Source organism: Flavobacterium plurextorum, assembly GCF_024638035.1.
Lineage (GTDB): Bacteria > Bacteroidota > Bacteroidia > Flavobacteriales > Flavobacteriaceae > Flavobacterium > Flavobacterium plurextorum.
The window spans coordinates 2921057-2946552 of sequence record NZ_CP100442.1 but is presented as its reverse complement, the minus strand read 5'-3'; the positions used below and the strand labels follow the sequence as shown (position 1 = coordinate 2946552).

Below are 25496 nucleotides of genomic sequence, written 5' to 3'. Positions count from 1 at the left end.
CTTAAAATATTTTAAGCTTTCCTATTTTCAGTTTCAATCTAAATTTCAATAAACTATCTTCTCCTTTTATATCTATTCTTTTTACTAAATAGTTGTTCTTAAAAGGAAATTTATTCACCCTGTTCCCTATTCGTAAACCATATTTGATACCATTATCGCGCATTATTTTTTCAAAAACAGCAAATTCGGTATCTTTCTTAGCATAATTCCCAAAAGGATATGCCAAAACAGGTTTTATATCTAATTGATTTTCAAGTATAAAATCATTCGATTTAATAAAGTCGGCTTCCAGTTCTTCTTTAGATAATGAACTGTATTTTTTATGCTCAAAAGAATGATATCCCAACTCAATAAGATTACTGTCTAATCCTTTTAATTGTTCTGCACTCATTATCTTTTCTTTTCCTTCTATCCAATAATCAAAATTTCCAACGTAAGTAAAAGGTATAAAAAAAGAAGCTTTTAATTGGTATTTTTCGAGTAAAGGCACAGCATATAAAAGCTGACATTCGGTAACATCATCAAAAGTAATAATAATGCTTTTTGAAGGCAATTCTTTTAAATTGTCTAGATCCTTAAAATGAAATGTTGTGTAATTATTATCGCAAAGAAATTTAAACTGCGCCTCTAACTTTGACACAGAAATAGATAAATTCAAAGATTTTGCTTCATCTTCAACAACATTATGGTACATTAAAATTGGCAGCTTTGACATTTACTTTTGCATTTTTTTTGCAAATCTAACATTAATAGTATTATTATGCACAAAAAAAACATTTCTTAACCTAAAAATAAGAATCCAACTAGTAAACCGATGTAAAATTAGGCAATAATCGAAGTTGATTTACAGAAGATTCCGTACGTTTATAATAACTGTAAACCTTATTTTATAAACAAAAAAAGCAGACATTGAGATTGTCTGCAATAAATTATAGTTAAAATATTTATGGAGCATCTTTCTTAATAATTTTAATCTTGATGCTCTTTAATTATTGCTTTTTTTGAAGTTTTAAAAGCTTTGCATATTTTATATAAGAGAAAAAGCTTTGAATCATTGCAATTGTAAGTCCGTCAATACCATTAAAAATACCTTTTTTAAAAAAGTAACATCGAATAAATGCAACGGCGCCATTAAGTACTGGTTTTAAAGCATTTATTCTTATTCCTTGATCGAATAATTGCTGTGCATGCCAGCCAGAATATTGATTCTTTTTGGCAATTATCTGATCTAAAGAATCCCAGCCGTAATGCAAAATATGAACTGCAACTTTTTTCTCGTTTTGAGTAATTATTTTCTGATGCACTTTTGAATCAGAAGGATGCGCTGTTTGTTTATTAAAAAAACGGACTTTATGATCTGGATACCATCCCGAAAAATTAATCAATTTATCCCCTAAGAAATTTTTTACTCGAAAACTAAATGCATCATAATTCCCTTCAAGATATTTTTTATTCAAAATAAATGCTTCAGCATCTTTATCTAAAAATTCATCCGCATCAAGATTTAAAATCCAATCATTTTTGCAGTATGGCAAACCATGAGTACGCTGTGGTCCGTCGCCCAAAAAAGCCTGCTCAATAACTATTGCACCTTTTTCTTTGGCAATTTCTACTGTACGATCTTTACTAAAAGAATCTACTATAATTACTTCATTACAAACTTTTAATAAAGCATCAATGCATTTTCCTATGTTTTTCTCTTCATTAAAAGTAATAACTAAGCCGCTTATTTCCATTCTAAAATTCGATTTGTTTTAATGCAAAGATAACTTTTAGATTAGTTTTATCCTATTCTTAACGATCAGCTTGCACACATTATAAAATAGTTTGTAATTTAGCCTCAAATTGAATTAAAGAAATAAATGAAAATATTAGTCATTCAGCAAAAAAGAATTGGAGACGTATTAACGAGTACAATAATTTGTAATAATCTAAAAACAAAATATCCTGATTCCACAATAGATTATATGTGCTATCCTAATTCTGTTGATGTTCTAAAAGAAAATCCTAATATTGACAATGTTATTGTACTAACAAATAAGGTTAGAAAATCAATTCCTTCCTTATTTAAGTTTATTTTTCAAATTCGAAGAAAAAAATACAATGCTGTAATTGATGTTTACAGCAAATTAGAAACAAATTTAATTACGTTGTTCTCTGGAGCAAAATATAAAGTTTCTTATCATAAATGGTATTCAAGCGTTTTTTACAATCACAGTTATGAGCGTTTTGATGCTGTAAAATCAGAACACGGTCTTGCAATCGAAAACCGATTGTTACTTTTAAAACCTTTTATATCTGAAAAAATTACAGATGTTAAACCAAAAATCTTTTTAAAAGAATCTGAAATTAATGATGCCAAAAGTCTTTTAAAAAGTCATAACATTGACACCAGCAAACCCTTAATCATGTTTGGAATTCTAGGAAGCGAGGTTTACAAAACTTATCCGCTTGAAGGAATGGCGAAAATAATTGATTTTACGGTTGCCAAAACTAATGCTTCGATCATCTTTAATTATGTTCCAGATCAAAAAGATCTTGCTATGGAAGTTTATAATTATTGTAGTGAGGAAACAAAAAAACACATCGCTTTTGATTTATATTGTACTGAATTACGTTCTTTTTTAGCACTTCTATCACAATGCGAAATGCTTATAGGAAATGAAGGCGGCGCGGTAAACATGGCAAAAGCACTTGAAATTCCAACATTTTCTATATTCACACCTTCTGTTAGAAAAGAAACTTGGCAAATATTTGAAAATGAGGCTAAAAATGCTTCTATTCACTTGAAAGACTTAAAACCTGAAATTTACGAGCAGCATACTGAGCAATACATAAAAGAACATACTTTTGAGTATTATGCGGAGTATCCTTTGCCATTAATGCTTGAAAAATTAGAAACTTATTTTCAAGAGTACAAAAACTGAGAATACTCAGGATATCAATATGCATATTAATAAAGAGCAAAAATTATCGGTTCTAATAATTACACTCAACGAGGAACGATACATAAAATCTCTGCTCGAAGACATTGATTTTGCTGATGAAATTATCGTAATTGATTCCTATAGTACTGATCAAACTGTTGCTATAGTCAAATCATTTCCGAACGTAAAATTGATTCAGAATCATTTTACAAACTATACTGCTCAACGTAATTTTGCTTTAGATCAAGCTAGAAATTCTTGGGTTTTATTTATTGATGCCGATGAACGATTGACTTCAGAATTAAAAACTGAAATTATCTCGACAATAAACAGCAATAACACTGCAAGTGCTTATTTAATATATCGAACTTTTATGTTCAAAAATAAGCCGTTAAACTTCAGCGGCTGGCAGACTGACAAGATTTTCAGGCTTTTTAAAAAATCAGATTGCAGATACAATGCCGAAAGAATGGTTCATGAAAAGTTAATCGTAAACGGTAAAACTTCGATTTTAAAGAACAAAATCATTCACTTTTCTTATACTTCGTATCAAGATTACAAGTCAAAAATGCATAGTTACGGAATTTTGAAGGCGAATGAAAAACTAAAAAAAGGGCAAAAATCATCTTATATTTTAATGATTCTTCACCCTTTATATACTTTTTTATACCAATTTTTAATTCGTCTTGGCTTTCTCGACGGTCTCAATGGCATTACCATTTGTTACCTAAATGCTTATAGCGTTTTTGTTCGTTACAAAAAACTGCAAGAACTTACTTCTTCCAAAATTTAAGTTTCTTCTTTAAGCGTTTTTTTCTGTAAAACTTCTCCTGAAAATCAGAAGTATATTTCCATAATACCTCAAAAATTCTTTCTTCAGATTCTGAATATAATTTAGCGTATTCATTGCTCATAACCGCAACCATTTCCTCAAGAGGAGTTAAACGGCATAAATTTTTCATACGCATTTCAAAAGTCATTGTATTATGAAATTCCATTCTATTTAAATCCACTAAAAAGAAATCATAATTTCCCTCAGCATTCTTTTTAATCAAAGTATTTCCAGGCGAATGATCTAAAAACTCAATTCCTTTTTCATGAAGATCAAAACTAAATCTGGTAAACTGTCTTAAAATATTTTCGCGATCCGGAAAATCAGGAATTTCAACCAGTTCTCTATAAGTCAGATCACATTGAAGCTGTTCGCTGATATAAAAACTTTTCTCTAAACCTACGATCGAAGAAAACTCGGCATAAGCAATTGGTTTTGGTGTTCCTACGCCTAATTCTAATAATTTATTTGCAAATTCGTAAGAACGTCTTGCTTTTGATTTTCGAAAATATTTATAGGCGATTTTATTAATAAGATGTGGAACCTTAAACGATTTGATATTCATTTTTTGATTGTTAAAATCAAAAAGTTTTATCTGATTACGCTGACCAATAACGAAGTCTTCTCCTTTGGTGTCAAAAAACTGAATAAATTCGACAATCTCATTTTCGAATTCTTCATACCCTCGATTTAATCTTAAGATCATAAAAAATGTTTCAGCAAATTTAGTTAGTTTTACCATCTAATAAAAAAAAAATATCGATAATGCGTATTACACTAATAAGTCTTGACAATTGGGGACTCAATAAACATATTGCTTCAACTCTAGAAAAACAAGGACATATAGTTCAGCATATCGATTTCAATACCTTCAAATACAAATATCCATCTGTACTGCACAAGGCTTATAATTTTATTTTAAAAGCTTTAAACAAACCAAACCTAAAGCATCAGCATTTTGGCAAAGAAATTTTAAAACGGTTAGAGGAAAATAAGGAAATTCAAGATGTAATTTTAACTATAAAAGGTAATTTTATAGATCCTAAAAATATTCTTGAGTTTAAAAAATATACTAAAAAGTCTATTGGATTTTTTAACGACAATATCTATCGTTGCCCAAAAATTAAACGAGTTCTGCATTGTTTTGATGACGTTTTTTCATTTGAAAAAGATGACTGCGCGAAATTTAATCTAAAATTTGCTCCAAATTGGATCTACAATAACAATGTTTCTTTAAGCAGCAATACTGCTTTTGAGTATGATGTTTTCAATATTAGCTCAATCGATAAAAGAATGCCAATTTTAGCTCGAATCGCTGATGAGTTAAAATCTAAATCAATAAAATTCAAATTTATTGTTTACGATAAAAAACGAAAACCTGTTGATAATACTATTACTTATATCAACAAACATATGCCATTATCTGAAGTAAACGATTATATCGGCCGCTCAAAAGTACTTTTGGACATTAACAGAATTGGTCAGATTGGATTAACTTTTAGAGTTTTTGAAAGCTTAGGTTTGGATAAAAAGTTAATTACCACGAACTCTGATATCAAAAATTACGATTTTTATAATCCTAATAACATCCTTATTATAGATGAAAAGAATCCTGTAATTTCTCCCGATTTTTTTAAAAATGAATACGAAAAAATTCCTGATTCTATCTTACATCAATATACTATCGAAGGATGGTGCGAGAATGTAATTTTTAAAAATCTCAAGTAAATCTTTTACTTTTTGCAGCTCTTCAATATTAAAAACTGAGCGTATTTGGCGTTCTCATACCGTATTGTTTATTTTTTTTTATGCTTTAATTAACCAATTTATACCTCCTAAATACATAAAAAAAACACGCTGTAATTCGTTCAATTTTAATTAATCATTCTGTATGTTTGCACAAAAATAAAAATATCACCTCACTTTCATTGTCAAACTTTGGTGTTATTCAATATGTAAAACAAAATGAATTTCACCTTTTCTCTGATTATAATTACCGCTTTAATTGCCTTAGTACTATCTGTTTTAGCAATTAATCGGCTAGTAAAAATAAAGTTAACTGATGTTAGTTATCCCGAAATTGATGGACTGCGAGGTTATTTAGCCTTTTTTGTTTTCTTGCACCACAGTTATATATGGCAGGTATATTTAAAAACTGAAAATTGGGAAGATCCAGAATCTAACTTGTTCAATCAATTTGGAGAAACTACTGTTGTTTTCTTTTTTATAATTACTGCTTTTTTGTTTACAACCAAGTTACTCAATAATAAAACGGGAGAAATTGATTGGTCAAACTATCTTAAATCAAGATTTTTCAGGCTTTTTCCAATGTATTTTTTCTCCGTAATTATCATTTTTATTCTGGCTGCCTGCTTGACTAATTTTACTATTAGAGTTCCGTTTTTAGAAAACTTAAAAAGCATTCTTTCTTGGATATTTTTTAACGTCAGCAAGAAAAACTCAAACTTAAATGGCTTAGAAGATACTTTCATTCTAAATGCCGGAATTACTTGGACATTGCCTTACGAATGGATTTTTTACTTTTTATTGCCTCTTATCGCATTGTTCTTTAAAATAAAAACCAACTACAAAGCGTTAATCGGTTTTACAATTACCGCCGCAATAATTATGGTTATAAACAAATCGTCATTAAGACATTTTATGCCTTTTATTGGCGGAATTTGTGTTGCATTATTAATAAACACAAAAAAGCTTAATACGATTTTAAAACAGAAAAAGTACACCATATTAGCACTGTTATTATTAGCTGTTTCTGTCTATTTTTTCAACAGCGGCAGAAAACCTTATCCGCTGATAGCGGCGTCTATTGTATTTTTGATTATCGCATCTGGAAACAATTTTTTCGGAGTTTTATCGAGTGCTTTTTCGCGTAAATTTGGTCAAATTACCTACAGTCTATATTTACTTCATGGTATTTTACTGTTTGTTATATTTCATTACATAGTTGGTTTTGAAAAAGCAAAAACATTAACTGACGTTGAATTTTGGTCGATTATTACGGTATCTGTTTTCCCTTTAATACTGATATGTCAGCTGACTTTTAAATATATCGAACTGCCTTTAATGTCTTTAGCAAAAAGAAAAATCAAAGCATAATCTATCCAATATTCCAGCAAACCAAGTAAATAAAATGGTAATTTATTATTTTTTTTTATTGCTACCTTTGCAATCTTAATAGCCAATTACATTTTACAAAATGAACGAAGAAATACTAAAAGCATACGAAGTAATCAAAGAAGGCGGCATTATACTATACCCAACTGATACTGTTTGGGGAATTGGCTGCGATGCTACAAATCCTGAAGCTGTTGCCAAAATATACAAGCTGAAACAACGTGCCGAAACGCAAAGCATGATTGTTTTAATGAATGGCGAAAAAATGATGTTCAATGTTTTTAAAAACATTCCTGAAGTAGCTTGGCAAATTTTAGATTTATCTGAAAAACCAACAACCTTAATTTTAGATGAACCTAGAAATGTTGCAGCTAATATTATCGCCGCAGATAACTCACTTGCAGTTCGATTAGTAAAAGAACCTTTTTGTTTTAAATTACTAGAACGAATGAAAAAACCACTGGTTTCAACATCGGCAAATATTTCAGGGCAGCCTACTCCAATTGCTTTTAAAGATATTAATCCAGAAATCATCAACGGAGTTGACTATGTGGTTAATTTATATCACGATAAAGTTGCGGGAAAACCTTCGACAATTATAAAACTGACAAACGATTCTCAGGTAAAAGTGATTAGAAAATAAAAGGCTTCGACTTCGCTCAGTCAGACAGATCTTTTATGTCATCCTGAGCGAAGTCGAAGGACTTTTCACACTAAAGAAACCTTTGAGCCTTTGCGACTCTGACCCTTTGTACCTTTAAACAACTTTTAAAGACTCAATCAGCCAATCAATATCTTCTTTTGTGTTATAATGACTGAATGAAATTCGGAGATTTGGCAGTTGCAAATCATCTTCCGAAAGCATTTCTTTTAAAACATGCGACGGTTTTATACTACCAGATTGGCAGGCGCTTCCTCTAGAAACAGCAATTCCTTTCATATCTAAACTAAACAAAAGCATTGACGTTTTATCTGAAGAAAACGGAAGTGTGATATTGATGATATTATAAAAATCATCTTTTCTCCCATTAATTTTAAAACCTGAAAAATGAGTTTCTAATTGCTCAATAAGATATTTCTTAAGCTCAGAAATATACTCGCGTTCTTCTATTAAGTTCTCATAAGAAACAGACAAAGCTTTTGCCATTCCAGCAATTTGATGTACAGCTTCTGTGCCTGCGCGAAGTCCTTTTTCTTGTTCACCACCAAAAAACAAAGGCTGTAATCCGGAATTTTTTCGAACAAAAGCAAAACCAACACCTTTAGGCCCGTGAAATTTATGTGCACTGGCTAAAATAAAATCTACCGAAGTTTTTTGAAGATCAATCTCGGTTTTTCCAATTGACTGAACCGTATCTGAATGAAATAAGGCATTATATTGTTTGCAAATAACCCCAACTCTATCCAAGTCTAAAATAGTGCCTGTTTCGTTGTTTACATGCATTAAACTAACGATTGTTTTTTTCTCGTCGCTTAATAAATTAGACAAATGCGTCAAATCAATACTTCCATCTGTATTTATCTTTACATAATCGACCTGAACACCATATTCTTCCTCTAAAGCCATAGCAGCATGCAAAACGGCATGATGTTCAATCTTTGAAGTAATAATTCGTTCGACCTTAAGATCTTCTACTGCCGATCTTAGGATCCAATTATCAGCCTCAGTTCCTCCTGAAGTAAAAATAATTTCCTGAGCTGAACAATTTAAATGTTTAGCAATACTTTTTCTAGAAAGTTCTAAAACTGTTTTTGCATTTCGCCCAAAACTATGTGTCGACGATGGATTACCAAAATCTTCAGTCATTACTTTAGTCATTTCCTGAATAACTTCAGGACGCATCGCAGTTGTTGAGGCGTTATCGAGGTATACTTTTTTCATTACTGCAAAGTTATGAAATATCAATTGTCTAATCTTAAATATCATTTGCCAAATTTTTCACTATTTTTGACCCAAATAAAATTTACGATGAAAAAATATGCAAGCCTTGTATTATTGGCGTTTTTGCTAAACGGCTGTGACGATGGCGACCTTACAGTGGATACAATCGATTTTGATAATGTTACAGCTGCAAGTTGTGATCCCGCAACAAATACTTTACTTTACAAACTTAAAACACAAGAATCATTATTACTTCAATTACCGCAGGCAAACGGAATTGTAAATGATCCTAAAGTTTACATCTATGACATAGACAACAACCAATATCGCGTTGTATACAGAGCTTATGATGGTAAAGTAGAAACTACAAATATTTGCGGCGCTATACCACCAAGAACTCCAAATGTTACTGAAGAGTGGCTTGGAAAAACTGGTAAAATTGTAATTACAACTACACAAATAGCAACTGATCCTGATGTAAATGGAGCAACAAGAATTAATGGCTACAACCATAATATCGTTTTTCAAAATATTACATTTTCAAAACCTGCGGGAGATCAAGTTGAAGCCGAATTTACGTTTGGAGATTATAAAACTACGGTTACTCCAGCTAATTTAACGTTTCAAAATGCCGCGAGCGGTGAAGCATTTATTTGCCCTGACAACTTAACTGTTTACAATTACAATACGTCCTTTACTTTAACAATTGAGAACTTCGATCAAAGCTTACTTGAAAATGTAGTTACCCCTCCAGGAAAGCCAAGAACAGGAGCAATTGGAGCAACTACAAATAAGCTTTTTTACAGAACTTTTTTAAGCGGAACTGGAAGTATTTCTTCAGGCTATTTTTGTCAAAAAATCACTCCTTCTTTACCTGCAGTAAATGAAACTTGGGTAGGTGAAAATACAAGCGCAGATTTAAAAGCTGAAGTACAAGTAACAACAGAAAAAGTAGGTACAAACTTTATTCACACTGTTGTTCTTGCAAACGTTTCGCTAGTAAAAGGAAACAGTAAATTTAGACTTGGAACCAGTTTCATTCTAGGAAAAATTACCAAGTAAAAAGTAAAAAAACTAAACAAAAAAAGAAGCAAAGACACTGTTCAAAAACAGTCTTTGCTTCTTTTTTTATTCTTACAAAAAACGTCCATTTTTCAAGACTGATTTCAATCGGAAATCAAGACGAAAAACGGACGTTTTTTTTATGCTTTTAAAAGAGCTTATTTAAGACTTCAAAACGTGTTTATTTGTTGTTTTGTCTAAAATAAACTTCGGTGGCACCTAGTCCATATTTTTGATAATTGGCGTCTTGAAAATCTATACCATCATAACGACCCAACAAAAAATCTAATTCCGCTTTTAAAATTCCTTCGCCGACACCATGAATAAAAACAATTTTTGGAATGCGGTTTTTGATCGCAAATTCAATGTGTCTTTTTGCTGTTTCAGTCTGTAAAGTTAAGATGTCATAATTCGACATTCCGCGTTTATTTGGAACCAGTTTTTCAATATGCAAATCAAATTCTGGAGCCGAAATTTCACGTTTATCTTTGCGTTCTTTGACAAAACTACGTGGTTTTGGCTCTGTTTTTTCTTTTGAAACCTCATCTAAATCAATTCTTTTAATAGAATTCATTAAATTACTGGTTTCTTGAATTTTAAGTAATTCATTGACAAAAAATGTCATCATGAATCCGTCCTCAGTTTCAATCAAAACCTCATTGTTTTTCACTGAAACCACCGTTCCGTTTATGGCTTCATCTAAGACAGAAACCTTATCTCCTTTAGTCAACATCCTTCTCTTCTTTATCTTGGTTTTTACTTGGTGTTTTTGCACTCAGCTGCATCATTCCATACATAAAAACTGCAATTGCAATTACTATGATATAGATATTTTTTTCGGCTGAAACCTGCTCATATAACGCAACCGAAATGGCAAGAATCATAATTAAAATTTTAAACGTTTTCATATTTTAAAGTTTAAGAATTCAAAAGTAACAAACTTTAAAATAACAGTTCCCTCCTCTTGAAATGTTATCTTATATTTTTTTCGTAAAATTGTAAAAAAAAATCACCGTGTCTTTAGAAAAATATATGATCCCCTGCATGTTCAAAACGCTCTTCGGAATTGAGTGTTTAGGCTGCGGTTTTCAGCGATCATTATTCTTACTTTTTCAAGGTGAATTTTTAGCGGCTTTTAATATGTATCCGGCAGTTTACACTACCCTTTTATTTTTACTTTTAGTCGTTTTATATTTTGTAGATAAGTCGAGAAATTATAAAAAAATAATTTGGAAAGCGGCAAGCCTGAACATCATTTTTATGCTCGCCGGTTACTTTTACAAACACTTTTATCTTTGATAATTTTGGTCGTTTTTTTACTTCTTAATCTTGTTCAAAATATCATTCATCATCTCAATTTGCACTTTCTGAATTTCGATTAATTCTTGCTGCTGATGCATAATTAAATGATCAATTTTATCGTGAATCATTCTAATTTCTAATTCTGATTTTAAGTTAATCATATAGTCTTTTTTGGCACGATTTCGATCCTTCTCTTCTTGACGATTTTGGCTCATCATAATCACCGGCGCTTGCAAAGCTGCAATACAAGATAAGATCAAATTCAGCAAAATAAACGGATATGGATCGAAGCCTTTATTAACCAAAATATAAACATTTGAGCCAATCCAAATAACAATAAAAGCCAGAAACGAAATTATAAAAGTCCAGCTTCCGCCAAAATCTGCTACCTGATCCGCGATCTTCTGACCAAAATTTCTTGTCTCAGCTTCATCTTCAACAGTACTTACAATTGATTTATCTTCTTTCAAAGAAGAGATAACATTTTTTTCAAGATCTGAAAGTGCGCCAATTTCAGTAGATAAATAATTCGAAATGTATCTCTGACGATATTCATTCAATTCCTCGACAGCTATACAATCATCATCGCAAAAAGAAGGATGATCTTTGATTATTAAACCCAGAATTGGGTCGTGAATTGATTTTCCATAGACTTTATCATTTTCAGGAAAATCTATATTTGAAATTGCACTCTTGAACGTTGAATTGTTTTTCATTTCTGTAAATTTTATAGGCTAATTTACATAATTAACTTCTTAAGAATCATATAATATTTTAGATTTCAATAATCTTTCATTTATCACAAATACGACCCTCAGCACAAAATTTCTTTAGTTAATTCGTGCCTGTATTTACAAAAAACACCTTACTTTTAACGTTTTAAAATATCCATTCAATTTTATAATTGTGACAAAAGACACTATCATACAAAACATTAAAGCTTTAAAAAGCCATTCTACAATAAACTACGGTATCAAAACCAAAACGGAAGCTTTTACTGAAAAGCTGTTTTATACTCTTTTTGATTCGAATGCTGCATTAGACGAAAGCATAAATGAACTTGAAATACGCTTTAAAGAAATTGCTGTTTTAGCTTGTCAAAAACCTGAAAACTTATGCGAATCGATTTGGGATAGATTTCTTGAAAAACTTCCTGGAGTTTTAGAAAAACTTAATCAAGATGCGGCATATATTCTAGAAAATGATCCAGCATCAAACAGCTTAGATGAAGTTTACTTAGGTTACCCAGGTTTTTATGCTATTGCAATTTATAGATTGAGCCATGAATTATATCATCTAGATTTATTATTGTTCTCGCGATTAATGAGCGAATATGCGCATCGAATTACAGGAACTGACATACACGCGGGAGCAAGCATTGCATCGCCGTTTTTTATTGATCACGCAACTGGAATTGTTATTGGAGAAACCTCTGTTATTAAAAAACACGTTAAAATTTACCAAGGAGTTACTTTAGGAGCTTTGAGTGTGAGCAAGGAAATGAAAAATGCAAAAAGACATCCAACTGTAGAAGCAAATGTGTGCATTTATGCGAATGCCACAATATTGGGCGGAGAAACTATCATAGGCGAAAATAGTGTCATTGGAGGAAATGCGTGGGTAACTAAATCTATTCCTGCAGATTCTATTGTACTGAACACTACTACAACTGACGTTAAAATAAAAGAAAAAAGATAAAATGGGTCCACAAAAATTGTTAAACCTTATTGGAAACACTCCATTAATGGAAACGGTCAATTTGGTTAAAAATAAAAACGTAAAACTTTTACTAAAACTTGAAGGAAACAATCCGGGTGGAAGTGTAAAAGACAGAGCTGCCTACAACATGATTGCTTCTGCAATTGAAAGAGGCGATATTAAAAAAGGTGACAAACTAATTGAGGCAACGAGCGGCAATACAGGAATTGCACTGGCAATGATTGCGCAATTATTTCAGATAGAAATCGAATTGGTTTTACCAGAGGATTCTACAAAAGAACGAACACAAACTATGCGTGCTTATGGCGCTACGGTTATTTTAACACCAGCGAGTGAAGGAATTATCGGTTCAAGAGATTATGCTGATAAGAAAGTCGCTCAAGGCGGATATTTAATGCTGAATCAGTTTGCTAATGACGACAACTGGAAAGCGCATTACAAAACCACTGGCCCAGAAATCTGGAATGATACTGACGGAACTGTTACACATTTTGTTTCAGCAATGGGAACAACTGGTACAATCATAGGAACATCTACTTATTTAAAAGAAAAAAATCCTGCTGTTCAAATTGTAGGCGCGCAGCCAAGCGACGGCTCTCAAATTCCGGGAATTCGTAAATGGCCGCAAGAATATCTGCCTAAAATTTTCGATGCTTCAAAAGTCGATACTGTTGTTGATGTAAGTGAAGAGGAAGCCAGAGCAATGACAAAGAGATTAGCTCTAGAAGAAGGCGTTTTTGCAGGAATGAGCAGCGGAGGATCTGTTGCTGTAGCTTTAAAAATTGCCGAACAGCTAGAATCTGGTGTTATTGTTGCCGTTATTTGTGATCGCGGCGATCGTTATCTATCATCTGATTTATTTGATTAAAAGAGGAACAAAGGTTCGAAGCGGCAAAGGTTCAAAGTTTAAAAACTCAGAATCAAAGGAAGCTTAGAACCTTAAAAAAATCTTACTCCTTTGCTGTTTTAAAAATGAAAAAATTAGCCTTTGCACTCCTATCTCTTTACAGCATTACTATAAATGCACAAGAAATTAAAATTTTAAACACCAAAGAGTATCTTCGAAACGGCTCGAAAGAGTTTATTCTTTTTTGTGAATTGAAAAACAACTCTAAAGAGACCATAATTTTACCTCTTCCTGTAGAAACAGTTGGAAATAACAATACAAACAGCTTCAATTATTTTTACCTGATCGAAACTTTTCCTAATAATGCATTTATTATCGAAGAATCGCCTCCTGCTATAATTACAAAAAAGGCAAAATTAACATCTGACAACATCTTAATTTGCAAACCCTTTTCAACTCTAAAATTCAATTTCGATACTAAATACATTACTAAAAACGATGTTTATTTTGATGATAAAATAAAATTCAAACAATTAGCATTAATCTACAGACCTTTTGATCTGACTGATGAAGAGAAAAAAGAAAACTTAAGCGATGAATTAGTAAACAGTAATTTTTACAAAAAGAAAATTAAATCGAAATCTTTTTCAATCAAAAAAACATAATAACTCAGCACCTCAAAGAAATGAACTACAGAAAACTAGGCAAAACAAACTTCAACATATCCGAAATCTCACTGGGAACTTGGCAGGTTGGAGGAAAATGGGGATCAGGATTTAATGATAAAACTGCCGACGAACTTATAAATACTGCCATAGACAATGGTGTTAATTTTATTGACACTGCCGATGTTTATGAAAACGGACTAAGCGAAACTGCTGTTGGCCGTGTTGTTCGTTCACGTTCTGAACGTATCTATGTGGCAACAAAATGCGGACGCAATATTAATCCGCATATAAATGAAGGATACCAGCCAAAAGTACTTCAGAAATTTGTTGAAGACAGTTTAAGAAGAACTGGATTAGAAACTCTAGATTTAATACAACTTCATTGTCCGCCTACAGAAGTTTATTATCGTCCTGAAATTTTTGAACTTTTTGACCGCTTAAAAGAACAAGGCAAAATTTTGAATCTTGGCGTAAGCGTCGAAAAAGTCGAAGAAGCCTTAAAAGCAATAGAATATTCAAATGTAACTACGGTTCAAATTATCTTTAACTTATTCCGCCAGCGTCCGTCGCAATTATTTTTCTCCGAAGCAAAGAAGAAAGATATCGGTATCATTGCGCGTGTTCCGCTCGCAAGTGGTCTTTTAACGGGCAAATTTGATTTAAAAACAACTTTTGACACGCAGGATCATCGCAATTTTAATCGTAACGGAGATGCCTTTGATAAAGGCGAAACCTTTTCTGGTATTGATTACGAATTAGGTTTAAAAGCGGTCGAAAAACTAAAAGACTTATTTCCCAAAACAGCAAACCTTGCTCCTATTGCTTTGCAATGGATTTTGAGTTTTAATGAAGTGAGCTGTATTATTCCTGGAGCTTCAAAAAAAGAACATGTTCTTTCGAATTTATCGATTTATGATCTCCCAAATCTTAGCTCTGAAAAAATCTCAGCTATGAATAAAATTTACGAAGAATATGTAAAACCATCTGTGCATCAGCTCTGGTAATTTTTAGCAGACACAAAGGTTCTGAAGTTCTGAAATATTAAGGTTTTACCAAAGTTTAAAACTTATCATCTTAGTATTTCAGAACCTTAGCTCCATAAAAACCTAAAGTTCGAATTCAATTTTAAATTCGGCACCTTTATTCCTGCCTTCACTTAAAGCAGTTAGTTTTCCTTTATTTTTCTCTACAATTTTCTTGCATAAATACAATCCAATTCCAGTTGATGATTCATTTGCAGTTCCTAAACGGCTCATTTTTGTGAATTTCTTAAACAATTCATCAATTTGATTTTTGTCAAAACCAATTCCTTCATCAGTAACTGTAATAATTATATTCGAATTCTCCTTAAAAACTCTAAGTTTTATTTCACTGTCAAAATAAGAGAACTTAACGGCATTGCTGATTAAATTAACTAAAACCTGAACTAATAAGCCTTCGTCAATTTTAAGTTTCACCTCGTCAATTTCAACATTTACTTTTAAGTTTACTTTTTTATCAATCAAACGCTGTTCAACCTGCTCATTAATAAAAGGCAGGATATTCGAGATTAAAATCGTTTTAAACTCTGGATTTATTTTTACTACTTGATCTTGTTCCTTTAATAATTTTATAAAATTCTCGATGTATCGAAATTGCAAATTAGTCGATTCACAAATTAAACCTGCCAGATGTTTAACTGATTCGGATGGATTTTCGCTTAAAATAAGCTCAGCTAAACCTTGCGGATTTCCTGCAAAATTTTTCAAATCATGAGAAAGCATATAAATTAAATCTTGTTTTTCGTTTATAAAACTTTCTGCCTCATAAATAGATTCTTGAATATTACACATCAAAAGTCCTGCTTCATCAGTATATTCTGTCGGCAATACTGAAAGCTGTCTGTTATTTCTATAATCATCCAATGATCTTGAAGCGATCGAAATAGGCTTAATTAATTGTTTTAATATCAAAAGCGTAATCACCGTTGCCAGCAAAGTCATAATTAAAGAAAATACTAAAATTGAAGTTGGCGAGACGGTATGCTCAAAAAAAAGTACAAAAAATAAAATCCCTATAAGCGGAATATGTATTCCTATAAATGCGACAAACAAGAATTTAAATGCATAACTTTTTTTCAAAAAGCTGATTTGTGAAAGATTGTGATACAACTTCATAAAACACGACAAACAATAGGTTATACTTGATAAATTTGAGATTAATGCTTAAAACAAAGTTAACTTTTAAACTCAATTAAACTAATAAATTCAACAATTTGATAATTTTTTTTGAAAATTAAATTTATAAAAGTTTTCAAACGCTTATTTTTGCGCTATGGGAAGAAAAAATACAGACAAAGTTGTCTTTCATCAAATCCAGGTTCTTGATGCTGGAGCAAAAGGAGTATCAGTAGCAAAAGCACCTGACGGAAAAGTAATCTTTATTCCGAATGTAGTTCCGGGTGATGTAGTTGATGTACAGACATTCAAAAAAAGAAAAGCCTATTACGAAGGTAAAGCCGTAAAATTTCACGAATTATCAGAGCATCGTATTGAGCCTATCTGCGATCATTTTGGTGTTTGCGGTGGTTGTAAATGGCAAAATATGAAATACAGCCAACAGTTGTATTACAAACAAAACGAAGTAAAAAATCATTTACAGCGTATTGGAAAAGTTGAGCTTCCTGAATTTGAAACTATTTTAGGTTCGGAAAAACAATTTTTCTATAGAAATAAAATGGAATTTTCATTTTCTAACAGCCGTTGGTTAACAGAAAAAGAAATTGAAAGCAAAGAAGATTTAGGAAACAGAAATGCTTTAGGATTTCATATTCCGAAAATGTGGGATAAAATTCTAGACATTCAAAAATGTCACTTACAAGAAGATCCTTCAAATGCTATTAGAAACGAAATCAGAGCATTTGCAAACGAGCATAATTTAGCATTCTTTAATCCAAGAGAACATTCTGGTTTATTAAGAACCGTAATGATTCGTACGGCTTCAACTGGCGAAATTATGGTTTTGATTCAGTTTTTCGAAAATGACAAAGCTAACCGCGAACTTATTTTAGATCATTTATACGAGAAATTTCCACAAATCACTTCTTTGCAATATGTGGTAAATGCTAAGCAAAACGATACAATCTACGATCAAGATATCAAACTTTATAAAGGAAGAGATTATATCTTAGAAGAAATGGAAGGTTTGAGATTCAGCATCAATGCTAAATCATTCTATCAAACAAATTCTGATCAAGCTTACGAATTATACAAAATTACGCGTGATTTTGCTGGCTTATCAGGAAATGAAACGGTTTACGATTTATATACTGGAACAGGAACTATTGCACAATTTGTTTCTAAAAAAGCAAAAAAAGTAATTGGTGTAGAAAGTGTACCAGAAGCAATTTTAGATGCAAAAGCAAATGCAGAGCGCAATAATATTACAAATTGCGAGTTTTTTGTTGGTGACATGAAAGTGGTATTCAATGAAGAATTTATTGCTCAGCATGGTAAACCGGATGTTATTATTACAGATCCGCCAAGAGATGGTATGCACGCAGCCGTAATCGATCAGATTTTAAAAATTGCTCCTAAAAAAGTAGTTTACGTAAGCTGTAACTCGGCAACACAAGCTCGTGATTTAGCATTGATGGACGAAAAATACAAAGTTACCCGCGTTCGACCTGTTGATATGTTCCCACAAACACATCACGTTGAAAATGTTGTACTTTTAGAACTTCGATAATTATAAAATTATAAATGAAAAAAATAGTCTCTCTTTTACTTCTTTTTACGTTTGGACTTTCCAGCTGTGAAAAAGATGACATTTGCGATGGAAATACACCTACAACTCCGCGACTTGTTATTACCTTTTATAACATTTCGGATCCATCTGTTGTAAAAAATGTCACAAACTTAAAAGTTGTTGGTATTGGCGGAGGTGATCCAAATGGGATTATTTTTAATAAAAGCGGAACTGAGATAACCAAATATTTAGCAAACGGAAGCACTATTTCTATTCCGTTAAAAACAGTTGGCACAACTACTTCTTACAGCTTTATATTTAATGCTATAAACAGCAATCCTGCAGCCGTAAATACAGATGTATTGACATTTAATTATACAACGCAAAACATTTACGTATCTAGAGCTTGCGGTTTTAAAACTAATTTCACATTGAACCCAAGTGATAATTCAAGCACTGCTGGAATCGTACGAACAGATCCTGCTAACGACGGTCAATGGATGCAGAGTATTGATATACTAACTCCTAACATTCAAACAGAAAATGAAACACATGTTAAAATATATTTTTAGTTTTTGCTTAGTGTTCTCAATGTTTTTAGGACATTCTCAAGAAACATCAGCTGCGAAAAAGGAAATCGTTACCGAAAAACCAAAAAAAACAGCAAAACCTGCTGTTCAGGAAACAAAAATTGATAGTATTTCAACAAAAACAGACCGTTATGGTTTGCGTGTTGGAGTAGATTTATACAAATTAACAAGAGGTCTTTACGATAAAGATTATAAAGGAATCGAGTTTGTAGGAGATTATCGTTTAACCAAAACGTACTATTTAGCTGCTGAATTGGGTTTTGAAAACAAAACAACTGACGATGACCGATTAAATTCTACTGCGAAAGGAACTTATATTAAAGCAGGATTCGACTACAATTTATACCAAAACTGGTTAGATATGGAAAACCTAATAACTATTGGTATGCGTGGTGGTTTCAGTTCTTTTAGTCAAGACTTAAACAGCTATAAAGTTTACAATCCAAATCCGTATTGGGGCGAACAGCCTTATATTGCTGCAAATCAAAAATACAACGGATTAAGCGCAGGCTGGATTGAGGTTGCTGGAGGAATTAAAGCTAAAGTCTTTAATAATGTATTTGTTGGTTTTGGTGTTCAGCTTAAACTTTTAGTCATGAACAACAAACCTTCTGGCTTTGACAATCTTTATATTCCTGGTTTTAACAGAACTTATGATGGAAGTTTTGGAGTAGGATTTAACTATACCGTTTCTTATTTTATTCCAATTTATAAGAAAAAAGTAGTTCTTCCAGAAATCAAAAAAGAAACTTCTAAAAAATAAAAAATTCTTACTATACAAAAAGCCCCGAATTCAAAAATTCGGGGCTTTTTTATTATACAATTGAAGTCCAGCTTACCTTCAATAAATCCAATCTTCCTTATATTAAAGGTTAAAAAATTATCCTATTTCCTTAATTCCTTTTATAAAAATCCATTTCATAAAAAGCTTCTCGCCATCTTTTGTTCTTGCGGCTTGAAATTTTGGAGAAATTAAGGTCGACACAATAAATGCAGTCATCGGAATCCATAATCCAGTTAATCCTGTATAAGTCGCAATTAAAAATCTGCCCAAAATAAACAGAATTGCAAAACATCCTAATTGATATAAAAAAGCTCTTATTTGTAGTTTTGTCATTTTTTTCTTTTTTAAAGGTGTAAAGCAGCAAAGGTTCAGAGGTACAAAGATCTTCTCTTTGCGTTTATAAAGTCTTACCACTTTGCAAGTTTTATTCTATTTGAAATTTTATCTTCTTATAAACACAACTTTACAAAACTCTTCACGACAAAGCTTTAAAACCTATGCCACTATGAACCTTTGTAACTTTGAATCTATTTTATTTACTCTGTAACCTGAAATTTCGTTCTCTTGCTTCCTTCGTACATTTCGTATTTTACCAAACGAGCTTCAAGACTTCCGTTAAAAAGTTTGATTTTTCTTGATGGCTTTAATCCAACAAATTTCAACGCTTCTAGGTTTGCCGTGATAAACCAAGCATTTGTTCCTGGATAGTTTTTCTTTAAAGTATCACCTATACTGCTGTAGAATTTCTCCATATGAATATCTAAACGCTCATCATACGGCGGATTAAATACAATATGTAATTTTCCTTCTACTTCTTTTTCAGAATCAAAAAAGTTGTCCTCAGAAATTGTTACATAATCCTCAAGATTAGCATTTCTAATATTATCTTTTGCTTTGCTTACCGCACTTGGTGCTTTATCAAAACCTTTTATTGTATAATGAAATTCTTTTGTTTTTTTCATCAAGCTGTTCACAATTTGATCAAACAAATCGTTGTCCCAGTCTTTCCATTTTTCAAAAGCAAATTCTTTACGATTAATATTTGCAGGAATATTGCAGGCGATCATTGCTGCTTCTGCTAAAAAAGTTCCTGATCCACACATTGGATCTAAAAAGTGACTTTGTCCTTCCCATCCTGAAAGCAAAAGAACTCCCGCTGCCAAAACTTCGTTTATAGGCGCAATATTTGTCGCAGTTCTATACCCGCGCTGATGCAATGAGCTTCCAGAAGTATCTAAAGCTACCGAAACCTGATCTTTGTCGATATGCACATTGATTCGTAAATCTGGATATTGCTTATCAATACTTGGTCTCTGCCCTGTTCTTTCTCTAAACTGATCTACAATAGCATCTTTACATTTTTGAGAAACAAACTCAGAATGATTAAAATAAGTAGAATGCACAGTTGCATCAATTACAAAAGTTTGATTGGCATTTAACAATTTCGACCAGTTTATGCCCGAAATTCCTTTGTATAATGCCTGCTCATTGTTAGCTCTAAAAGAGTAAATTGGTTTTAGTACTTTCAGCGCCGTTCTAAGCGACAAATTGGCTTTATACATAAACCCTTTATCACCTTTAAAACTTACCATTCGCACTCCTTTTTCAACATCCTGAGCACCAAGCGTACGTAATTCTTGTTCTAATATCTCTTCAAAGCCAAAAAAACATTTGGCAATCATTCTAAAATTTTCTTCCATTTCTCTATAAATTAAAAAAACTAAATCTTAAAAGATGCACTGTGGTGCATCTCTACATTATGCAATGATAATATTTAGGTATCATTGCGAAATAGTTATTTTTCGGCAAAAATACACTAAATTTGCGGTACTTTAAATTAAATGAAATAGAATAAATGTCTGAAGCACCAAACTCATCAACACCAAATCAGGATCGTAATACAGAAAACTGGTTCTCTTCATGGTTTGATACTCCGTATTATCACATTCTTTATAAAGATCGAAATTACCGAGAAGCTCAGGTTTTTATGGATAATCTTACTCATTATCTTAATCTTCCTGAAAAAGCTAAGGTGCTTGATTTAGCCTGCGGAAAAGGAAGACATTCCATATACTTAAACCAACTTGGTTATAATGTATTAGGCGCTGATCTATCTGAAAACAGTATTGCCGAAGCTAATAAAAACAGTAATGAATCACTGCACTTTAAAGTGCACGATATGCGTGAACCTTTTGACGAAAAATTTGATGCCATTTTTAATCTTTTTACCAGTTTTGGTTATTTTGAAAGTGACGACGATAATTTGACTACGCTAAAAGCTATTAAAGAAAGCTTGTCTGAATATGGTTTTGCGGTAATCGATTTTATGAACGTAAATCAGGTTATTGAAACTTTAGTTCCTCAAGAAGTAAAAACAGTTGACGGAATCGATTTTCATATTAAAAGATATGTTGAAGATGGACATATTTTCAAAGAAATTGACTTTGAAGATCAAGGCAGAAAATATCATTTTACAGAAAAAGTAAAAGCATTAACTTTGAAAGACTTTCAAGATTTAATGGATGAAGCAGGAATTTTTCTGTTAGATATTTTTGGAGATTACAAACTCAAAAAATTCCATAAAACTGAAAGCGAACGATTAATCATGATTTTTAAATAAATTGGGGAATCGTTAATTGTTTAATCGCTAAACAAAAAACAATTAACCGATTAAACAAATCAACGATTACACGAAACGAAATGAACTATTTACTACCCTTATTTTCTGTACTTTTAGGATATATAGTGGCTTTGTTTTTAAAACCTAAAAACAAAACCAATTTAAAGTTACTGCTGGCATTCAGCGGTTCATTTTTGTTATCATTAACGGTAATGCATCTTTTACCCGAAGTTTATGAATCTCACAATCATAATATTGGGATTTTTATTATGCTTGGGATTTTGTTTCAAATTGTACTGGAATTTTTCTCAAAAGGCGCAGAACATGGACATGTTCATGGACATGCAAAAATGTCGCAAATTCCGTGGCTGCTTTTTATAAGTCTTTGCATTCACGCTTTCTTAGAAGGTTTTCCGGTAAGCCATCATCATGATTTAGCTTTAGGAATTGCTATTCATCATTTGCCAATTGCAGTAATTTTAACAACATTCTTCATCAATGCCGATTTAGACAAAAAAGCCATTTTTGCCTTCATGCTTACTTTTGCCGTAATGACACCTTTAGGAACTGTTGCTTCTGAATATCTGCCAATTTTAAATGAATATTATACTGAAATTACAGCAATTGTAATTGGTATATTATTTCATATTTCATCGACTATTATTTTTGAAAGCAGCGAAGGACATAAGTTTAATGTTGCCAAAGTTTCGATGATTGTGCTTGGAATCTTACTAGCATTTTTCTTGTAATTTCATGAAATTCTGCTTCCTTTTTAGCAGCTGAACATCATCTTCCATTATTCAAAATGATGCTTTTTCCTTCTTGCTTTTTAGTATTAAGCTTCTAAAATAATACCGCTGAATATTTTTAGCATTTATGAAATTTTAAATAACCGATAAAGAAATAAAGCCTTCCTCTTTTTGGCTTTTCATCAAAAAAGAAGCTGATTACGAACCAAAATCCTAGATATTCCAGCTAGTAAGTCTAGTTTATTTATTAATCTTAACTTTTCAACCATATTACTTTTCTCATTCGCGTAACAAAACTTCTGACAAACAGTCTTTATTGATAAAAAATAGAGCATAAAAAAAGATTACAAATCTTTGTGACTTTGTGTTGTAATTTTCTTGATTAAAATAAAAAAATATTAATTTTGACTGGTCTAAATAACACTAAAATGACATTTACAAAAACGACTGAACTCTCATCACAATATGAACATTTAGAAAAAATGTCTGTTCATGAATTGTTATCAAATATCAACCAAGAAGATAAAACTGTTCCTTATGCAGTAGAAAAAGCTTTACCTCAAATAGAAGCTTTGATACCACAAATAGTTGCAAAATTGAAACTTGGCGGCAGATTATTTTATATTGGTGCGGGAACTTCAGGACGTCTTGGTGTTGTTGATGCATCAGAATGTCCGCCTACTTTTGGTGTTCCTTTTGATTTAGTAAATGGTATAATTGCAGGTGGTGATACCGCTATAAGACGAGCAGTCGAAAATGCAGAAGATAATCCAACACAAGCTTGGATTGATTTAAAGACTTACAATATTAATCAAAATGATGTAGTAATTGGAATTGCTGCTTCTGGAACAACTCCTTATGTTATTGGAGGATTAGAAGCTTGTAACCAAAACAATATTGTTACTGGCTGTATTACCAACAATGCTGGAAGTCCGCTTGCATTAACAGCAAAGTTTCCAATCGAAGTTGTCGTTGGTCCTGAATTTATTACCGGTAGTTCGCGAATGAAAGCTGGAACAGCACAAAAACTGGTTTTAAACATGATTTCGACAGCTGCAATGATTCAGCTTGGAAAAGTAAGAGGTAACAAAATGGTCGATATGCAGTTAAGTAATGTTAAACTTGTAGATCGAGGTGTTAAAATGATTATGGGTGAAATCCCTGTTTCATACGATGAAGCATCAGAATTACTAAAAAAATATGGCAGCGTAAGAAATGCTGTTGATAATTATCATAAATAAAAAAAATCTTTGTGGTACTTTTAACCGCAAACTTCTTCAAGTTTTTAAACTTGAAACAAAAAACACACAAATGGCTACAAATAAACAATTATTAGGGAAAGGAATCAAATATTTAACTGGCGCTCTGCCATTAATGTTTCTTGGACCTTCGTTGATTTACAATGCTTTTATGAATCAACATACCAATTGGCACTATTTGGTTTTAGGAATTGGAATTGTGGCTTGCTTAGCTTCTATGTTTTTAATTTTCTACGGATTGAAAACAATAATGAAAGGTATATTTAATGACTAATTTGTATCTTTACTAAAACTCTTTACTATGGACATTCAAGCAGAATTAAATTGGATTCATCAAGAAATTGATAAAGTTAAAGACCCTTCGTTTGTTGAAAAACTAAAACATCTTTTACAATCTGTAAACAATTCTACAATTGACTCAGATGCTGCTTATAATTTAGATATCCAAAATGCCTTGAATAATATAAAAAAAGGTAATTTTTATACTGAAGACGAAGCAAAAGAAATGTCCAAAAAATGGGGAAGAAAATAATCTGGTCAAGCGATGCTTTGAACCAGCTAGAAGACATTCACTTCTATATTTCTTTGAAAGTAAATCCATTAAAATAGCTGATAAAGTAGTTAATACAATTTTTAACAGTACAGATATATTAAAAACACAATCAGAAGTTTACAGACTTGACAAACAAAAAATCAATAATGATGGCAGTTTTAGAGTTTATTCTGTTTATGACTACGCTGTTTCTTACCAAGTTACAGAAGATACGATTTATATACTTCGAGTGCGTCACAATGCACAAAAACCGAGAAAACATTTATGGAAAGTCTAATTCACATTCAAAAAACATTCGAAAAAGTTGTTTACATCGATAAAAAAATAAACAATCGTGAATTTGAAGATTGTGTGTTTAAAAATTGTGATTTCTCGAATAGTAATTTTAACTCTAATACTTTTTTAGACTGCGAATTTATTGACTGCAACTTATCTATGACAAGTTTAGCAGGAACGAGTTTAAAAAATGTGACTTTCAGAAATTGCAAACTTTTAGGAATTGCTTTTAACGAATGTGACGATTTTTTATTTCAAGTTCATTTTGAAGAATGTGCTTTAGATTACGCTTCTTTTGCTAATAAAAAAATGCCAAAAACAAAGTTTATTAATTCGTCACTTAAAGAAGTAACTTTTGTTGGAACTAATTTAACCAGTTCTGTTTTTGACAATTGTAACTTAGACGGCGCTATTTTTAATGAAACTCAACTGGCTGCAGTTGATTTTAGAACTGCTTACAATTACAAAATCGATCCTGAATTTAATGCAATGCGAAAAGCTCAATTCTCAACTCAGGGAATCGTTGGACTTTTAGATAAATACGATATCAAGATTGTATAAATAG

General features: G+C 31.8%; 31 protein-coding genes. 21 read left to right on the top strand and 10 right to left on the bottom strand.

Annotated elements, in window-relative coordinates:
- Position 1: 1 nt before the first annotated feature.
- Together NLG42_RS13080 and NLG42_RS13075 are read right to left on the bottom strand one after the other, a co-directional pair.
- Positions 2-715, bottom strand: a complete 714-nt coding sequence (locus tag NLG42_RS13080; RefSeq protein ID WP_257681259.1) for a polysaccharide deacetylase family protein — start codon at positions 713-715, stop codon at positions 2-4.
- Between the two features lie 274 nt (positions 716-989).
- Positions 990-1736, bottom strand: a complete 747-nt coding sequence (locus NLG42_RS13075; protein ID WP_257681258.1) for a glycosyltransferase family 2 protein — start codon at positions 1734-1736, stop codon at positions 990-992.
- A gap of 126 nt (positions 1737-1862) precedes the next feature.
- Between NLG42_RS13075 and NLG42_RS13070 the strand changes: the two genes are divergently transcribed.
- Positions 1863-2927 (top strand): glycosyltransferase family 9 protein, encoded by a 1065-nt coding sequence (locus tag NLG42_RS13070; RefSeq protein ID WP_089059000.1) that lies wholly within the window; start codon positions 1863-1865, stop codon positions 2925-2927.
- Between the two features lie 19 nt (positions 2928-2946).
- A complete protein-coding gene (locus NLG42_RS13065; RefSeq protein ID WP_257681257.1) occupies positions 2947-3720 on the top strand; it encodes a glycosyltransferase family 2 protein in 774 nt (257 codons plus the stop codon).
- Here the strand turns inward: NLG42_RS13065 and NLG42_RS13060 are convergent.
- Entirely contained in the window at positions 3701-4465 is a 765-nt protein-coding gene (locus NLG42_RS13060; RefSeq protein WP_257681256.1) for a lipopolysaccharide kinase InaA family protein, read from the bottom strand. The two genes, NLG42_RS13065 and NLG42_RS13060, sit on opposite strands and share 20 nt — an antisense overlap.
- A 59-nt stretch (positions 4466-4524) precedes the next feature.
- Between NLG42_RS13060 and NLG42_RS13055 the strand changes: the two genes are divergently transcribed.
- The 3 genes from NLG42_RS13055 (at position 4525) to NLG42_RS13045 (ending at position 7537) form a co-directional block, all read left to right on the top strand.
- Complete coding sequence (locus NLG42_RS13055) at positions 4525-5487, top strand: WaaS/CpsH family glycosyltransferase (protein ID WP_257681255.1); 963 nt, start codon at positions 4525-4527, stop codon at positions 5485-5487.
- A gap of 237 nt (positions 5488-5724) precedes the next feature.
- A complete protein-coding gene (locus tag NLG42_RS13050) occupies positions 5725-6876 on the top strand; it encodes an acyltransferase family protein (protein ID WP_257681254.1) in 1152 nt (383 codons plus the stop codon).
- A 100-nt stretch (positions 6877-6976) separates the two neighbouring features.
- Complete coding sequence (locus NLG42_RS13045) at positions 6977-7537, top strand: L-threonylcarbamoyladenylate synthase (protein ID WP_257681253.1); 561 nt, start codon at positions 6977-6979, stop codon at positions 7535-7537.
- 114 nt (positions 7538-7651) lie between these two features.
- Here the strand turns inward: NLG42_RS13045 and NLG42_RS13040 are convergent, their stop codons facing one another.
- Positions 7652-8776, bottom strand: a complete 1125-nt coding sequence (locus NLG42_RS13040; RefSeq protein WP_099719760.1) for a cysteine desulfurase family protein — start codon at positions 8774-8776, stop codon at positions 7652-7654.
- Between the two features lie 87 nt (positions 8777-8863).
- Here NLG42_RS13040 and NLG42_RS13035 point away from each other — a divergent pair, with 87 nt between their 5' ends.
- A complete protein-coding gene (locus tag NLG42_RS13035; protein ID WP_257681252.1) occupies positions 8864-9838 on the top strand; it encodes a hypothetical protein in 975 nt (324 codons plus the stop codon).
- Between the two features lie 181 nt (positions 9839-10019).
- Here the strand turns inward: NLG42_RS13035 and NLG42_RS13030 are convergent, their stop codons facing one another.
- Together NLG42_RS13030 and NLG42_RS13025 are read right to left on the bottom strand one after the other, a co-directional pair.
- Complete coding sequence (locus tag NLG42_RS13030) at positions 10020-10571, bottom strand: Smr/MutS family protein (protein ID WP_257681251.1); 552 nt, start codon at positions 10569-10571, stop codon at positions 10020-10022.
- Positions 10561-10746, bottom strand: coding sequence for a hypothetical protein (locus NLG42_RS13025; protein WP_089059008.1), 186 nt, complete (start codon positions 10744-10746; stop codon positions 10561-10563). The genes NLG42_RS13030 and NLG42_RS13025 overlap by 11 nt, the downstream gene beginning before the upstream one ends.
- Positions 10747-10870: 124 nt before the next feature.
- On the opposite strand from NLG42_RS13025, the gene NLG42_RS13020 reads away from it, so the two are divergent.
- Positions 10871-11137, top strand: a complete 267-nt coding sequence (locus NLG42_RS13020) for a DUF2752 domain-containing protein (protein ID WP_307774317.1) — start codon at positions 10871-10873, stop codon at positions 11135-11137.
- Between the two features lie 17 nt (positions 11138-11154).
- Here NLG42_RS13020 and NLG42_RS13015 read toward each other — a convergent pair whose 3' ends face one another.
- A complete protein-coding gene (locus NLG42_RS13015; RefSeq protein ID WP_089059010.1) occupies positions 11155-11856 on the bottom strand; it encodes a DUF1003 domain-containing protein in 702 nt (233 codons plus the stop codon).
- A 190-nt stretch (positions 11857-12046) separates the two neighbouring features.
- On the opposite strand from NLG42_RS13015, the gene epsC reads away from it, so the two are divergent.
- The 4 genes from epsC to NLG42_RS12995 all read left to right on the top strand — a co-directional run bounded on the left by epsC (position 12047) and on the right by NLG42_RS12995 (position 15378).
- Complete coding sequence (gene epsC, locus NLG42_RS13010) at positions 12047-12838, top strand: serine O-acetyltransferase EpsC (RefSeq protein WP_089059011.1); 792 nt, start codon at positions 12047-12049, stop codon at positions 12836-12838.
- 1 nt (position 12839) lies between these two features.
- Positions 12840-13727 (top strand): cysteine synthase CysM, encoded by an 888-nt coding sequence (cysM, locus tag NLG42_RS13005; protein ID WP_257681250.1) that lies wholly within the window; start codon positions 12840-12842, stop codon positions 13725-13727.
- Positions 13728-13831: 104 nt separating this feature from the next.
- Positions 13832-14371: a hypothetical protein gene (locus NLG42_RS13000; protein WP_257681249.1), complete on the top strand. Its 540-nt coding sequence runs from the start codon at positions 13832-13834 to the stop codon at positions 14369-14371.
- Between the two features lie 20 nt (positions 14372-14391).
- A complete protein-coding gene (locus NLG42_RS12995) occupies positions 14392-15378 on the top strand; it encodes an aldo/keto reductase (protein ID WP_257681248.1) in 987 nt (328 codons plus the stop codon).
- Positions 15379-15480: 102 nt separating this feature from the next.
- Here NLG42_RS12995 and NLG42_RS12990 read toward each other — a convergent pair whose 3' ends face one another.
- Complete coding sequence (locus tag NLG42_RS12990; RefSeq protein ID WP_233207084.1) at positions 15481-16494, bottom strand: sensor histidine kinase; 1014 nt, start codon at positions 16492-16494, stop codon at positions 15481-15483.
- A 193-nt stretch (positions 16495-16687) separates the two neighbouring features.
- On the opposite strand from NLG42_RS12990, the gene rlmD reads away from it, so the two are divergent.
- From rlmD to NLG42_RS12975, 3 genes are read left to right on the top strand one after another with little or no spacing between them, the layout of a single operon-like run.
- Positions 16688-18100, top strand: coding sequence for a 23S rRNA (uracil(1939)-C(5))-methyltransferase RlmD (gene rlmD / locus NLG42_RS12985; RefSeq protein WP_099719765.1), 1413 nt, complete (start codon positions 16688-16690; stop codon positions 18098-18100).
- Between the two features lie 14 nt (positions 18101-18114).
- Positions 18115-18672, top strand: coding sequence for a DUF6452 family protein (locus NLG42_RS12980; protein WP_257681247.1), 558 nt, complete (start codon positions 18115-18117; stop codon positions 18670-18672).
- Positions 18644-19453, top strand: a complete 810-nt coding sequence (locus NLG42_RS12975; protein ID WP_089059018.1) for a DUF6048 family protein — start codon at positions 18644-18646, stop codon at positions 19451-19453. The genes NLG42_RS12980 and NLG42_RS12975 overlap by 29 nt, the downstream gene beginning before the upstream one ends.
- Positions 19454-19570: 117 nt before the next feature.
- Here the strand turns inward: NLG42_RS12975 and NLG42_RS12970 are convergent, their stop codons facing one another.
- Together NLG42_RS12970 and NLG42_RS12965 are read right to left on the bottom strand one after the other, a co-directional pair.
- A complete protein-coding gene (locus NLG42_RS12970) occupies positions 19571-19807 on the bottom strand; it encodes a hypothetical protein (RefSeq protein WP_089059019.1) in 237 nt (78 codons plus the stop codon).
- A gap of 203 nt (positions 19808-20010) precedes the next feature.
- Positions 20011-21174 (bottom strand): THUMP domain-containing class I SAM-dependent RNA methyltransferase, encoded by a 1164-nt coding sequence (locus tag NLG42_RS12965; RefSeq protein WP_089059020.1) that lies wholly within the window; start codon positions 21172-21174, stop codon positions 20011-20013.
- A 155-nt stretch (positions 21175-21329) separates the two neighbouring features.
- On the opposite strand from NLG42_RS12965, the gene NLG42_RS12960 reads away from it, so the two are divergent.
- The 7 genes from NLG42_RS12960 to NLG42_RS12930 all read left to right on the top strand — a co-directional run bounded on the left by NLG42_RS12960 (position 21330) and on the right by NLG42_RS12930 (position 25492).
- Positions 21330-22094: a class I SAM-dependent methyltransferase gene (locus NLG42_RS12960; protein WP_089059021.1), complete on the top strand. Its 765-nt coding sequence runs from the start codon at positions 21330-21332 to the stop codon at positions 22092-22094.
- Positions 22095-22174: 80 nt separating this feature from the next.
- A complete protein-coding gene (locus NLG42_RS12955) occupies positions 22175-22843 on the top strand; it encodes a ZIP family metal transporter (RefSeq protein WP_089059043.1) in 669 nt (222 codons plus the stop codon).
- Between the two features lie 428 nt (positions 22844-23271).
- Positions 23272-24084: an N-acetylmuramic acid 6-phosphate etherase gene (gene murQ / locus NLG42_RS12950; protein ID WP_099719767.1), complete on the top strand. Its 813-nt coding sequence runs from the start codon at positions 23272-23274 to the stop codon at positions 24082-24084.
- Positions 24085-24154: 70 nt separating this feature from the next.
- Positions 24155-24376, top strand: a complete 222-nt coding sequence (locus NLG42_RS12945; RefSeq protein WP_089059044.1) for a DUF6095 family protein — start codon at positions 24155-24157, stop codon at positions 24374-24376.
- A gap of 27 nt (positions 24377-24403) precedes the next feature.
- Complete coding sequence (locus NLG42_RS12940; RefSeq protein WP_257681246.1) at positions 24404-24634, top strand: hypothetical protein; 231 nt, start codon at positions 24404-24406, stop codon at positions 24632-24634.
- Positions 24579-24932, top strand: coding sequence for a type II toxin-antitoxin system RelE/ParE family toxin (locus tag NLG42_RS24440; RefSeq protein ID WP_307774316.1), 354 nt, complete (start codon positions 24579-24581; stop codon positions 24930-24932). The genes NLG42_RS12940 and NLG42_RS24440 overlap by 56 nt, the downstream gene beginning before the upstream one ends.
- Entirely contained in the window at positions 24920-25492 is a 573-nt protein-coding gene (locus tag NLG42_RS12930) for a pentapeptide repeat-containing protein (protein ID WP_099719769.1), read from the top strand. Before NLG42_RS24440 ends, NLG42_RS12930 begins: the two co-directional genes overlap by 13 nt.
- Positions 25493-25496 lie beyond the last annotated feature (4 nt).